Here is a 13515-nt window from a genome sequence, read left to right on the forward strand (position 1 = left end):
ATCTAAAAGGCTGGTTAATCCCAGCCTTTTCTTTTTTTAAGTTCGATGATATGCTCCAGATGATGTTTCCCATGCCAGGCGTAATTAGCCAGACTTTGTTTTAAACTGTAACGAAAGCCAGATTCCGGATGTATAAAAGTTCTCTCGAAATCCTCTGTGCTCATATTCTCCAGCAAGATGATCCATTTCGCGTGCAGGGCTTTAAGGAATCCAAGGGATAACGTTACAGGTGTGAATTTTGAATCAGCCAGTTCTGCAAAACCTTTCTCATTGAATGCCTTAATAGTTGGCTCATCTTCAGTAAGCGCCCATTTAAAGCGCATAAATGCACTCATATGGCTATCGGCAATATGATGCACCAATTGCCGGATGTTCCAACCTTCAGGACGATAGACCATTTGTAATTGATCCTGGTCAAGATGTTCGACCTCCTCGATCAATGCCTGAGGCAATCTGGCCACTTCATCAATATAATTTCTTATGTTTTCCACGGAAACCTGTTCCGGAATTTCAAATTCCCCGATAGGAAATTTCAAATTTTCAATCTCTTCTTCTGTACTCATATCTAAAAATAGAAAACGCCCTGAAGAATCAGGGCGTTTTTAAGAAATATATAAGTCTATATTATTTTACATCCATCAATTCCACATCGAAAATAAGCACAGCATTTGGTGGAATTACACCACCTGCACCACGCTCTCCGTAAGCAAGGTCTGATGGGATCACCATTCTTGCCTTATCTCCAACCTGTAGTAATTGTATACCTTCATCCCATCCCGGGATCACATGGCCTACACCTACTGGAAATTCCAAAGGCTGATTTCTTTTGTAAGAAGAATCGAAAACAGTACCATCAGCTAACTGACCTTTATAGTGTACCGATACGTTCTTACCTTTTTCAGCTTGTACGCCATCACCCTTCTGGATGATCTGGTATCGCAAACCACTTTCTGTAGATTTAAAACCTGCAGCAAGCTTGTCAACTTCAGCGGCAGCTTTCTTCTTTGCTTCAGCTTCTTTTTCCTGCTTTTGAGCGGTGAATGAATTGAATGCTTCAGCTGCGTCGAATGCTTCAGCTTCTGCACCAATTCTTACGATCTCCAACTTTTCGATCGTATCGTTTTGTTGAATCTTGTCTACTACATCCTGTCCTTCAACTACACTTCCGAAGACTGTATGTTTACCGTCTAACCATGGCGTTTCTACGTGAGTGATAAAAAACTGACTTCCATTAGTACCCGGTCCGGCATTGGCCATTGATAATTTTCCTGGAGCGTCATGTCTTAGATCGGCATGGATCTCATCATCGAAATTGTAACCAGGTCCTCCAGCTCCGGTTCCCTGAGGATCTCCTCCCTGAACCATAAAATCTGGAATCACTCGGTGAAATTTGAGTCCGTCGTAATAAGGAACTCCCTTATCTTTCGGGTCATTTTCTATCTTCCCTTCTGCAAGACCTACAAAGTTCCCTACAGTTCCAGGTGTTTTTTGAAATTCCAGTTCAGCCAGGATCTCTCCTTTAGAAGTATGGAATTTTGCGTATAATCCGTCGTTCATTATTTTAATTTTTAATAAGCTACAAAGATAATTGCTTTAGTTCTTATAGACCTGCTCCCCTGCTACAAAAGTTGAGATCACTTTGGTCTCTGGCACTTTGTCGATCTCTACTTTCATTAGATCACGATCCAGGATCACAAAATCTGCAAATTTACCTGCTTCAATACTCCCTTTTTCTTGCTCTTCAAAATTGGAATATGCCGCCCAGATGGTCATTCCACGCAAGGTCTGTTCTCTACTTAAGGCTTCTTCTCTCATAAACCCGCCTTCAGGAAAGTTTTTGGTATCCTGCCTGTCTACGGCTGCGTAGAATGTAAGAAATGGATTAACCTGTTCTACAGGAAAATCTGTTCCAAGAGCTACCATTCCCGCCTGATTTAAAAGTTTTTTATAGGCATAAGCGCCTTTGATCCTTTCTTCCCCAAGTCTTTCTTCAGCCCAGTACATATCGCTGGTTGCATGCGTGGGTTGGATGGATGGGAGGATATTTTTACTGAAATATTTGAAATCATCTGCATCGATCACCTGCGAATGCTCCACTCTCCATCTTCTATCTTCGGAATCACTTAAAAGTGAATCATAGGTTTTAAGAACCATATAATTAGCAGAATCACCAATGGCATGCGTATTCATCTGAAAACCAGTCTTCGCGATACGTTCGGCAGTAGCTTTAAATTCTGAAACCGGAGAAAGCAATGCACCATAATGATCATCACGATCTGAATAAGGTTCTTTCAATGCTGCTCCACGAGAACCAAGGGCTCCATCTCCGTAGAATTTCACTGAACGTACGTTGAGCAGATCAGTTTTATAAGGTCCTTTTGCAAGATAATAATCAAGATTCTTATCGCTGTTACTTAGCATCGCATACAAGCGAATTTTCAATTCTCCAGTATTATTTAAACTATCAATAAGCTCAATTACCCGCTTGTCCAGTCCTGCATCATCTACCGTGGTTAATCCATAAGAAAATGAGATTTCCTGAGCAGCCAGTAAGGCTTTCTTCTGTGTTTCAATGTCTGTGCGGTCTGTGATCTCTTCGATAAGCATCATTGGATTATCAACAAGAATCCCGGTTAGTTTCCCGTTTTTTTGCTCAATATCCCCACCATCAAATTCTGTATTCGTAGTAATACCCGCCTTATCAAGAGCAGCCTGGTTTACCAGCATCGCATGACCATCTATCCTGGTAATTGCTATTGGCGTATCAGGAAATAATTGATCAAGGGTGTCTTTTACAGGAAATTCCTTTACTTCCCAGTCATTTTGATCCCATCCACGACCTACGATAAATTCTGTTTTATTTCTTTTCTGGAATTCTTCGATTCTTGTAACAACTTCAGCAAAGCTTTTAGTCTCGGTAAGATCCACTCGCTGTTGCTGCATTCCAAGACCGTAGAAATGTGCATGAGCATCGATAAGACCTGGATATATCGATTTTCCTTTAGCATCTAATTCTTCAGAAAAATCGAATTCTTCTCTAAGAGATGCTTCAGTTCCAACTTTAAGGAACTTACCATCTTTGACTGCAAAAGCTTCCGTAGTATTAAATTCAGAATCGACGGTATAAACTACGCCATTGAACACTAAAAGATCTGCCTCCTGTTTCTGTGCTACGCTTGAAAACGTAAGAAAAATGGCAAAAACCAGTAATAATCTTCTCATATTTTAAATTTTCAACTAAAATAATCAAAGAAGTATAAGCTTGAAGTGTAATTCACGGAAAATTAAGGAAATGCGAGTAGCGGCACGCAACCAAATATATAAATCTGTATCTTCATAATACCATGATGAAATTAAGCACATTTAGCTGGTCACTTGTTTTTCTTTGCGCAGGTTTCTGCTGTCCCGGAGAGGATGATTATATCGAACCCCCCACCTACTCTATAGAAGCACCTGAACTTATTGAAATTAAAGATTCAAGTACAAGCTATGCATTGAACGATACGATATGGATCAAAACTGAAGTTCCCGTGAATCTGGAACATAATGGTGAGGTACTTAATATTTCTGAAGTAGCTGGAAATTCAGATAGGTTGTATGCCTACCTGGACCTGTACCAGCAAACAGGATTCGAGAATCCTACGCTACTGAGTCTGAGCCCAGATGAAGTAATCAGTCGTGAAGGGGAAGTTTCTACCAGTAGTGCGCTCATTGCTACCGCTTTTTTAAACGGACAGAACTTTCAAAGTGAATTTGGTATCGTTCTAAAACAGCCTGGAGAGTTTTTTGTTAGCAGTTACTATCAGCAACCTCTCAACCTTTATGTAGATAGCAATAACGGAGTACTGGTTTATCTACTTACTACTTTCAAAAATTCAGATGAACCCGATCTATTTAGATTTACTGTAGAATAAAAAAAGGAACCTATTCAGGTTCCTTTGAATTTTATAGTGGATGTAATAATTAATTAAAATCGAATTTATAGGTTACTCCACCCAGAACCTGAACACCCTGAACGTTGTAGTCCATCCATTTCTGGTAATTATTGTTCAACAGGTTACTTCCTTTTACAAATGCAGATAATTGATCATTGAATCTATATCCAACATGAGCGTTAGCATCAAAATAACTATCTAGAGTAACTATTGGATCTACGAAGGTCAGGCTTAGAGACCTGTTTTCATCTTTACGTTCACCTACAAAAAACAGGTTCGCTCCAGAATACCATTTTTCAGTTATCTGATAATCTGCATTCAGACTAGCCGTCATATTTGGCAAATTCCATGCTTCTGCCTGATCATCTGTGTTATAATTTAAAAATTCAGTATTAATTCCTAACCTGAAGTTTCTATTTACATCCACATTTAATTCCGCAGCAAGTGCAAGAGTTTTCACATCATCATACACCACATCAAAACTGTTTCCATTAGTATATGGTTCCCCATCCAGGACCATCGCATCGTAATTTCTTCGGAACAATGGTTTGTCAAATTGAGACTGATAACTGGCTTTTAGATTATAGGAGATCGCGTTGGATAGCTTCCCTTTTCCACCAACATACCCTTTGTATTTACCATCGGTTGGCCTGATTGTAAGAGTTGGTGAAATATATGGATTCGCCTGGTAGAAATTATAATATGTATTCTGTTCAAGATCACCATCAAGACCAGCATAGGCTGTAAAGTAATCCCCGGCAAGTTTATAACTCGCGTTCACGGTAGGATAGATGTAAATGTCCCCATCGCTGTTCTCCACATCTGCACCATACACGAAATTTACACCCAAATTAATACTAAGATCATCTCTCAGGATCAATAAACTTGGGTTTGCATTGAAGATCATATAGGTATAATCATACCCTTCATTGGAGTCATAACGTTGCTCGAACTTCCCGTTTAGAATATCTGCTCCAACTTTGGTTGTGATCAACTCCTCAGCGATCTCCACTTCAAAAAGACCATCTACATTAAAGTGATTTTCGGCAGTGGAAAATGCATCTCCGGAATGTCTGAATTTGGCTTTTGCCTTTTCGAAGAAGCTATCATATAATTCGATCTCACTTCCAACGTAAACAGAATAGTAATTTTGCTGAGGATCTAGATTGGCCAGAAATTGAGAGGTATCAGGATTTGCCGGCACATTGTATTCCGGTAGTCCATACCAGTTGAACAATTGATGCTCAGCTCCAAACTCGGCAATCCAGGAAAGATCCCGATTTCTCGTGTTGTAATTTAAATTTAACTCGGTATCGTAGAATTTATCATCCAGATAGACATCATCAATCCCTCCCTGGGACGAATTATGCGTTAGAAAAACACCAAAATTCTTACTACGATCAATTTCGATATTAGAGTAGAATTCTGCGAGAACATTGGAGTAGTTTCCAAATCCAAGTGTCGCGTAATTATCATAGACCTTTGGTGGTCTTACACGCTCCACGGTGGTAGCCCGACCTTTTACCGGAGTAAATGTTGAGGCCACCGGAACAGAAAATATGGAATATTGCACAGGCTTTTTTTGCAAAGTAACCGAGTCATTTCTAACCGGACTGGCTTTTATCTTACTCGCATCTCGAACAGATGGTGTATATGGTTTAACTACGGTTACCGTTTCGCTACCTAAAGGGTCCTGGGCATATAATATCCCACCAAACAGGATTAGACCGAAAAACAGATTTTTCTTAATTGCTTGAAATCGCATATAGCAGTGAATCTATTAGATTATTTTTAGTTGTTGGTTTCTACTGAAGAATTGGTTTTTGCTTCCTGAGCTTTGATCTTACTTAGTTCAGCTTTTGCTTCAGAAACAATATCCGGGTAATTCTGGAAGTTCTTGATCACATTCTCCAGAATGTAAGTCGCCTGGTAAGCATCGCCCAGAGCGTAGAAGTTTTTAGCCATTAACACAAGACCTTTCGCTCCCCACATTTTATATCCTGAGAAATCTTTTGCCAGGATCTGTACAGCAGCATTCGAAGCTTCAAAGTTCTTATCCCTGTTCTTGAAATAAGCATCATAATATAATGCTTCAGCGCCAAGTTCTCCCGTAGCAGTTTTCTGAACTTCTTTGTAAGCAGATCTCGCTTTAGATTCATTACCCGATTTGATAGCTGCTCTAGCAACCATAATCCTCGCATCATTACTGGCTTCAGTATCTGCTGTAGCGTTGCTTAATACTTTTTCAGCATACACATTAGCTTTTGCAAAGTTTCCAGTTTCATAATAAGACTTCATCAGGTTTTGCTGAGCAAACACCACATTCTCGTTATTATCTGCCTGTTTTTCAAGTTTTTCCAGTAGAGGAAGTGCCTGTGCATAATCCTTCTTCTCCAGGTAAATTTCAGATAAACGTGTTAGTGCCTGCTCGCTGAATTCGTTTTTAGGTTTGGAAGTCACATATCGATAATTAGCAATCGATCTGTCCACTTTTCCATCACGATAATATAGCTGAGCGAGGTAGAAATTAGCATTGATGGAGTGAATCCCGTTCGGGAAATTCTGAACATATTTTTCAAAATTCGCCATTGCTTTCGCAGTATTGTTGTTCAGATATTGATTTTCTGCTGCTTCATACGTAGCATTGTCAAGATCTGAATCACTTACTTCTACAAAGTCGATATTTCTTACCCAATCTGCGTACTCATCGGTTCTACCTAAATCTACATATACGTTTCTTGCGGTAGACACTGCTTGCTTTGCTTCCGGAGTATTAGGGAATTCAGCAACCACTTTTCTCAGTCTCTCCAATGCTTTATTCCCATCATTATTATTGTAATAGATAAGCCCCTGCCTTAGCATCGCTTTTGGAACCAGTGCACTTTCCGGCACATCACGAATAAGTCGATTGTAAGATTGAATCGCCTGGTCTGTATTATTTGCAGCTACATAGGTATTCCCCAACTCATACATCGCGTCATCACGATATGGTGAGCGTGGGTAACGATTAATGAAACCATTCAATTCTTCCAGTTTGGTATCAATTCTATTTACGAAACCGTAACTGATAGATTTCTGGAAAGCAGCATAATCTGCATTGCTCACTCCGTTGTCTATAGCTTTTTGATAAGCTTCCATCGCTGGCCAGTACTGGCTGGTTACATAATAGGTATCCCCAAGTCTTAAAAGTGCATCGTTTTTCTTTGCTCCTTCCGCAGAAGCTGAAGAGGCAAATGACTTAAAGTAGTTGACCGCCTGAGTATAATCGTTCTTGTTAAAATACGCATACCCAATATTATAGTCCAGATCTTCATATTCCGGAGTATTTTTTGCAGCGCTCATTCCTTTAAACTCGCGATATCCAAGAATGGCATCATCCATTCTATTAATATTGTATTCACTTTCAGCTTTCCAGTAAGTAGCTTTCGCTGTGATATCCTGGTTTCTAGGTTCTTTAAGAGCTTTATCAAAATTCTTGATCGCCTCGTAATACTCTGCTTCTTCGAAAAGTTCCAGTCCGTAGAAATAAGCAACTTTCTGGTAAGCCTGTTTATCACTGAAGTTTCTGTTATTTTCCAGCAATCTCATCGCTTCTTCGTAATTTTTTGAAGTAATAAAGGAATCAATAAGTAGCGATTCCATTTCAGATTTGTGCTCTGATGCTGGATAAGCGTTCAGGTAATTGATCAACACTTGTGACGGACTCTCATAAGAATTTCCGATCTCGTAACTAAGTTTAGCGTAGTTGAAAAGCGCGTCTTCTTTGATCTTTGCATCAAACTCCATTTCAGACGCATTTTTAAAAGCGTTTAAAGCCTGTTGCTTCTGGTCACTCTCAAGATATGATTGAGCAAGGTGATAGTAAGCGTTCTGTGCGATCGCATTTTTACCATCAACGATCTTATTAAATTCACTGATCGCCGCTTCATAATTACCCTGTTTGTAATAAGCGTAACCAAGCTGGTAATAATCTGTGTTATTCCATTTACCTTGCAGGCCGTTGTAACCTTTTAGATAAGGAATCGCTTCCTGGTACTTCCCAAGATTGAAATAGCTCTCTCCTATTATTTTATTCAACTGCGGTATCTCCTGTCGGTTAGCTTTCGGTAACTGCTCAAGTCCCTGTTCAATTGCTTTTTCGAAATTCCCAAGCTTGAAGTTCATGTCTGCCTGGAAATACGAAAGATCTTCGGTGTACCGATCGTTTCCTTTTACTTCTTCGAAATATTCGTTGGCCTCCTCATAGTCATCCCCTTCATAGGCGATATAACCAAGATAATATTTCGCCTGTGCGCCATATTCTTTGGAATCCCGAACGCGGTTCAGGTAAGTTTGAGCCTCCTCGAATTGATTGGAACGAAAATATGCATACCCATTATTAAAGTAATATCTCTCCCTGTCTTTTTTGCTCATGGCATTCTCATCCACGCGGTCGTACCACTTCCTGGAAAGCGCATATTTACCGGTTTGGAAATAATAATCGGCTACATCAAGGTAAGCCGAATTGGTTTTTGTGCTGGTAGGATACCTGGTCACAAAATTCTCCATAAGCCTGTCGGCTCCTGGTTGATTTAGTCTCACCGCAGCATTGGCGATATAATACGCAGCATCTCCCTTAATCTTTTCATCATCGGTCTCGTCCATCACCTCGTCAAAAAGGTTTTGAGCGGCGAGATATTGCTCATTATTATACAATTCCAGTGCCCGATTGAAATCAACCAGTTCATGTGTATATGCAGCAGATTGCTGACAAATACCGGAAAATGAGAAGGATATGAAAACGACTAGCAGGTAAGCTTTTCTCAGTGTCATTTATGATGTTTTAGATTGGAAATCAAAGATAATTTAAAGCTTGATTCTATAACGTTGTTTAACTTCTATAATTATGTTAATGGTAAAAAAAGTATGTAGCTGCACCTTGAAAAATGTATATTTGAGCATAATTTTACCCGAATATTCAACGTTAGCAACCCATGTCTCAAACTGTACTTGAACTAAAAAACGCCGCCATCTACCAACGCGAAAGCCTTATTTTATCTGAAGTGGATGTCACCGTCTATAAAGGTGATTTCGTTTACCTGATAGGAAAAACAGGTACTGGTAAAAGTAGCTTTATGAAAACATTGTACGGAGACCTGCCTTTAACTGAAGGTGAAGGAAGCATTGTAGATTATAATCTTCGGACCTTGAAGGAAAAGGATATCCCATTTCTAAGACGAAAACTGGGAGTTGTTTTTCAGGATTTTAAATTGCTAACAGATCGTAATATAAAAGACAATCTGCTTTTTGTACTGAAGGCTACAGGCTGGAAAGACAAAAAAGGAATGGACAGTAAAATCGATGAAGTACTGGATAAAGTGGGTATGAAAACCAAAGGATTTAAATATCCTTACCAGCTTTCTGGTGGAGAACAGCAGCGTGTGGCGATTGCTCGAGCATTGTTGAATGATCCTGAATTGATCCTTGCAGATGAGCCTACCGGAAACCTGGATCCACAAACCTCTGTGGAAGTAATGGAGGTATTGCAGGAAATTAGCAAGAATGGTAATACCATTCTTATGGCTACTCACGATTATGCCTTATTGCTAAAGTATCCTTCCAAAACCTTAAAGTGCGATGGCCAGAGAGTTTTCGAGGTAGTTCAGAAATCGGTTTAATGAATTTAGGAAAAGGGGCACCTATACTTGCTGTACTTGCAGTAATTTTGATAGCGGCAAACTTCTGGCTCGCTTACCCTTATAGTTTTGATATTGTTTTTTACCTGCTTACCATATCGAATTTGTTTATTCTAGTAGCGTCTATTTTCAGCATTAGGAAGCGGAAAAACAGGACTGATTCATCCGAATTTTAGAATTGCATTTCAGCGATAGCACTTATTCACCCTAAGTTTTACTATTGCAACTATACTTAACCCTTAAGTATAAAACATTAATTATCAGTAGATTAAAATTTGTTTAATTTTTAGTTGATTAAGTTAGACAAAATTGTTTTTAAATATATATTTATCTCATAATCAAAACTTAAATATTATGAGAATTTTATCTTCCTTCGGAATTGCCCTGCTAATGATTCTTTTTATTTCCTGTGAACAGGAACCTGTCTCAGAAGAGCTGAACACTGCAGATGCTATTGCAAAGCTTCTGTTGCTGCCCAGAAAAGTGACGAAAGTATCGCTGCTATCGTCGTAAAGTTTGCTTCAGCTGAAGAGGACGCACAGTTCACCCTGCTTTTAGCTGCCTTAAATTATGCTGGTATTACTTCATTATTCGCAGAATCTGATCAAAATACCGTCTTCGCTCCTACAGATGCTGCTTTTGAAATATTTCTGGGAGATAATAGTTTAACAGACTTTACACCAGAACAGGTCGCTGCAATTCTTTCTTATCACGTTACTGAAGGAAGACGTTTCAGCAATAGTGTAGTGCCTAAGAATAAACCAAGAGAAATTGAGACTTTGCTAGGTTCATCGATCTATGTGAACAGCTCTGCTGGAATAGATACAAACGACAGTGACATGGAAACAGACGCTTCTATCCTGGTAGGTGCTGGCTTATTCGATATTCCAGCTAGCAATGGAGTGATTCACGTAATCGATGAAGTACTGGTTCCCGAATTATAATGCTCATATATAATCTACCATATTTTTAAAGTCACCTTAGGGTGGCTTTTTTATTTCTACATTTCAAATCAAATCGATATTTAAGATCTAGATCATAAATACAACTGCCTCAGAATTAGACATTGTCCATAAGAATTTCAGAAATGATAATTTTCAGGAAACAGCTGAGTAAAAACTTCCTTTTTATTAACTTGTATCCACTCAAATAAATTCATGGATATTTTAGGAATAGATATTGGCGGTTCCAGTTTGAAAGGAGCCATTGTAAACATGCAGACTGGATCATTGAAAACTGCCGTTCACAGAATTCCGACTCCACAAGACCGCAAACCTGAAGGTATAGTAAATGCCGTTTCTCAAATGGTTTCTTATTTCGATCATAAAGGACCTGTAGGCTGTGGTTTTCCAACCATAGTCAAAAAAGGTATTTGTAAACACGAAGGAAATTTACACCCCGACTGGGTGGAAAAAGATATAGATCACTTATTCGAAAGTGCCACCGGACTTGAGTTTAGTGTTATCAATGATGCAGATGCCGCCGGACTGGCTGAAATCAATTTTGGTGCAGGAAAAGTTCATGATGGTTTTGTATTAATGATCACTATAGGAACAGGCCTTGGCAGTGGTGCTTACCTGCGAGGCGAACTCATTCCAAATTTTGAACTGGGCCAGATCCCATACAAAGAGTTCGAGAAAATTGAACAATGGGCGGCTTCTTCCATTAAGACCGAAGAAGGACTTAGCTACCAGGAATGGGGTGAAAGATTTAACACCTTCCTTCAATACGTCGAAAAAATTCTGAATCCAGATACCATCATTATTGGTGGCGGAATTTCAAATGACTGGGATAAATTTAAAGATCATCTAAAGATCAAAGTCCCTTTAATTCCCGCTGAACTTCGAAATGATTCCGGTATTCTGGGTGCAGCACTCGCAGCCTATTTAAAATATGCGAGGTAAATCTCTTTTCTAAATACCACAGAATCTTGCTATTTTCAAAAACTTCAGATGGAAAACCAGAATTTTCATACCATTCCGAAGAAAGACTACTCCTTTGCTTTAGCGTGCTGACTCTTCTTTAAATTCATTTGAACTACGGCAAGCAGAATTAAACCAATTCCCAGCCATTGCGCAAGATCCACCTGCTCATTCAGTAAAAAATATGCCATCAAAACAGCTGCAGGCAATTCGATAGAGGAAATTATCGCACCAAGACCCACATCAATTTTCGGCATTCCAGCTGTATATAACAACGGAGGCAGGATAGTTCCAAACAAGGCTAATATCAATCCCCAGTTCAGGAAGATACTGGTATTGAACTCAACGATCAGGTAAGGCAATGTAATGACACTCACCACGATAAAACCACCTAGCATCATCCATAAACTTCGTTTTAGGGAATGCATTTCCAGAGAAACTGTGTTAGAGCAATAGATCGTTCCTGTGTAGGACATGGCAGCCAGAACTCCCCAGCCTATTCCTCTCCAATCGATCTCGAATGAATCTTTAAAAACATTAGTGGCCAGTAGCGTCCCTGCAAGAATAGCAATTACTGCTAGAATCTTCTTAGTACCTGGCTTTTTCCCTTTCATGATGGCTTCCAGTACAACACCCATCCATACGCTCTGCATTAACATTACGATCCCAATAGAGACCGGTATATATTTCACAGCGAGATAATAGAAAAAACTGGTTAGACCTAATGTAGTTCCAGCCGCGATCAATTTCAATTTACTGCGGTTCCTGGAAGTTCCGGTGACAGTATTGTCTTTCTTTCGTACAAAAAGATTTATAAGTAAAAGTCCCAGTAGACCAAGTGCCATTTGTGAAAAGGTAACCTCATGTGAAGTATAACCATCTTCATAGGCTAATTTCACGAAAGTGGTAAGCATCCCGTAGCTACACGCTCCAAGTGCTACCAGAATTGATCCTTTAAGTACAGATTTATCCATGTATTTTTAAACAATTAAGTTTAGAGCGTTCCTTCTTCGCAGAACACCCCCGCAGACAGCTATTTTAAAACTTCAGGCGAAAATTTTGCATGAAAAAGCCCACCTTACGGTAGGCTTTTCAAAATTATGGTTGATAAGATTATACGATCTTATTTCTCTTACGTTCGTTTTCGGTAAGATAGATCTTTCTTAGTCTTAAGTGCTGTGGAGTTACCTCAACATACTCATCCTTCTGAATATATTCTAAAGCTTCTTCTAAAGAGAACTTAATTGCAGGAACGATCTTCGCCTTGTCGTCTGCTCCTGAAGAACGTACGTTAGAAAGCTTTTTCGTTTTAGTGATATTCACCGCCATATCATCCTGGCGTGAATTCTCACCAATTACCTGACCTTCGTAAATATCCTCTCCCGGATCTACGAAGAACTTACCTCTGTCCTGAAGTTTATCGATAGAATAAGGAATTGCTTTTCCTTTCTCCATAGAAACTAAAGAACCGTTCTGTCTTTCAGGAATTCCACCTTTAAGCGGCTGATATTCTTTATATCTGTGCGCCATGATCGCCTCACCTGCAGTAGCAGTAAGCAACTGGTTTCTAAGACCAATAATACCTCTGGAAGGAATAAGGAATTGAATATTCATTCGCTCTCCTTTTGATTCCATAGAAAGCATCTCCCCTTTTCTCATAGTCACCATTTCCACAGCTTTTCCAGAAACATCTTCCGGAAGATCGATCGTAAGCTCTTCTATTGGCTCACATTTCACTCCGTCAATTTCTTTAATAATTACCTGTGGCTGACCAATTTGAAGCTCATAACCTTCACGTCTCATTGTCTCAATAAGAACAGATAAGTGAAGTACCCCTCTTCCAAAGACCATGAATTTATCTGCACTATCAGTTTCCTGAACACGAAGCGCAAGGTTCTTTTCAAGTTCTTTGTACAGTCTTTCCTTGATATGTCTTGAAGTCACAAACTTTCCATCTTTTCCGAAGAAAGGAGAATCGTTAAT

11 protein-coding genes and 1 pseudogene are annotated in these 13515 nt (G+C 39.4%); 5 read left to right on the top strand and 7 right to left on the bottom strand.

All coding sequences use genetic code 11. The features are described from left to right. Positions 1–14 precede the first annotated feature (14 nt). The 3 genes from QZ620_RS04100 to QZ620_RS04110 form a co-directional block, all read right to left on the bottom strand. Entirely contained in the window at positions 15–563 is a 549-nt protein-coding gene (locus QZ620_RS04100; RefSeq protein ID WP_295179366.1) for a YfiT family bacillithiol transferase, read from the bottom strand. Positions 564–624: 61 nt separating this feature from the next. After that, positions 625–1557, bottom strand: coding sequence for a peptidylprolyl isomerase (locus tag QZ620_RS04105; protein WP_295179368.1), 933 nt, complete (start codon positions 1555–1557; stop codon positions 625–627). A 36-nt stretch (positions 1558–1593) separates the two neighbouring features. Next, entirely contained in the window at positions 1594–3222 is a 1629-nt protein-coding gene (locus QZ620_RS04110; protein ID WP_295179369.1) for an amidohydrolase, read from the bottom strand. A 122-nt stretch (positions 3223–3344) separates the two neighbouring features. Between QZ620_RS04110 and QZ620_RS04115 the strand changes: the two genes are divergently transcribed. Continuing rightward, on the top strand, positions 3345–3914 hold the full coding sequence (locus QZ620_RS04115; RefSeq protein WP_295179371.1) for a hypothetical protein: 570 nt from the start codon (positions 3345–3347) through the stop codon (positions 3912–3914). A gap of 49 nt (positions 3915–3963) precedes the next feature. Here QZ620_RS04115 and QZ620_RS04120 read toward each other — a convergent pair whose 3' ends face one another. Further along, positions 3964–5700, bottom strand: a complete 1737-nt coding sequence (locus QZ620_RS04120) for a TonB-dependent receptor (protein ID WP_295179373.1) — start codon at positions 5698–5700, stop codon at positions 3964–3966. 26 nt (positions 5701–5726) lie between these two features. Further along, entirely contained in the window at positions 5727–8747 is a 3021-nt protein-coding gene (locus QZ620_RS04125) for a tetratricopeptide repeat protein (protein WP_295179375.1), read from the bottom strand. A gap of 161 nt (positions 8748–8908) precedes the next feature. Here QZ620_RS04125 and QZ620_RS04130 point away from each other — a divergent pair, with 161 nt between their 5' ends. The 4 genes from QZ620_RS04130 (at position 8909) to ppgK (ending at position 11514) form a co-directional block, all read left to right on the top strand. Continuing rightward, positions 8909–9592: an ATP-binding cassette domain-containing protein gene (locus QZ620_RS04130; protein ID WP_141877023.1), complete on the top strand. Its 684-nt coding sequence runs from the start codon at positions 8909–8911 to the stop codon at positions 9590–9592. A gap of 372 nt (positions 9593–9964) precedes the next feature. Beyond that, a complete protein-coding gene (locus QZ620_RS04135) occupies positions 9965–10123 on the top strand; it encodes a hypothetical protein (RefSeq protein ID WP_295179378.1) in 159 nt (52 codons plus the stop codon). A 35-nt stretch (positions 10124–10158) separates the two neighbouring features. Continuing rightward, on the top strand, positions 10159–10554 hold the full coding sequence (locus QZ620_RS04140) for a fasciclin domain-containing protein (protein WP_295179384.1): 396 nt from the start codon (positions 10159–10161) through the stop codon (positions 10552–10554). Positions 10555–10767: 213 nt separating this feature from the next. Further along, the gene (gene ppgK, locus QZ620_RS04145; protein WP_295179380.1) at positions 10768–11514 is read left to right on the top strand and encodes a polyphosphate--glucose phosphotransferase; all 747 of its coding nucleotides are present in this window, start codon (positions 10768–10770) and stop codon (positions 11512–11514) included. A gap of 86 nt (positions 11515–11600) precedes the next feature. Here the strand turns inward: ppgK and QZ620_RS04150 are convergent, their stop codons facing one another. Next, on the bottom strand, positions 11601–12506 hold the full coding sequence (locus QZ620_RS04150) for a DMT family transporter (protein WP_295179382.1): 906 nt from the start codon (positions 12504–12506) through the stop codon (positions 11601–11603). Between the two features lie 139 nt (positions 12507–12645). Beyond that, a pseudogene (locus QZ620_RS04155) lies at positions 12646–13515 on the bottom strand (translational GTPase TypA); the annotation flags it as partial.

The organism is uncultured Christiangramia sp. (assembly GCF_913046405.1).
In the GTDB taxonomy this organism is placed as follows: Bacteria; Bacteroidota; Bacteroidia; order Flavobacteriales; family Flavobacteriaceae; genus Christiangramia; species Christiangramia marina.

What these genes read in the sequence shown, in the direction of transcription:
- QZ620_RS04115 (WP_295179371.1), top strand. Translation starts at nt 3,345, where the DNA reads ATGATGAAATTAAGCACATTTAGCTGGTCACTTGTTTTTCTTTGCGCA.
- QZ620_RS04105 (WP_295179368.1), bottom strand. Translation starts at nt 1,557, where the DNA reads ATGAACGACGGATTATACGCAAAATTCCATACTTCTAAAGGAGAGATC.
- QZ620_RS04150 (WP_295179382.1), bottom strand. Translation starts at nt 12,506, where the DNA reads ATGGATAAATCTGTACTTAAAGGATCAATTCTGGTAGCACTTGGAGCG.
- QZ620_RS04120 (WP_295179373.1), bottom strand. Translation starts at nt 5,700, where the DNA reads ATGCGATTTCAAGCAATTAAGAAAAATCTGTTTTTCGGTCTAATCCTG.
- QZ620_RS04110 (WP_295179369.1), bottom strand. Translation starts at nt 3,222, where the DNA reads ATGAGAAGATTATTACTGGTTTTTGCCATTTTTCTTACGTTTTCAAGC.
- QZ620_RS04125 (WP_295179375.1), bottom strand. Translation starts at nt 8,747, where the DNA reads ATGACACTGAGAAAAGCTTACCTGCTAGTCGTTTTCATATCCTTCTCA.
- QZ620_RS04130 (WP_141877023.1), top strand. Translation starts at nt 8,909, where the DNA reads ATGTCTCAAACTGTACTTGAACTAAAAAACGCCGCCATCTACCAACGC.
- ppgK (WP_295179380.1), top strand. Translation starts at nt 10,768, where the DNA reads ATGGATATTTTAGGAATAGATATTGGCGGTTCCAGTTTGAAAGGAGCC.
- QZ620_RS04135 (WP_295179378.1), top strand. Translation starts at nt 9,965, where the DNA reads ATGAGAATTTTATCTTCCTTCGGAATTGCCCTGCTAATGATTCTTTTT.
- QZ620_RS04100 (WP_295179366.1), bottom strand. Translation starts at nt 563, where the DNA reads ATGAGTACAGAAGAAGAGATTGAAAATTTGAAATTTCCTATCGGGGAA.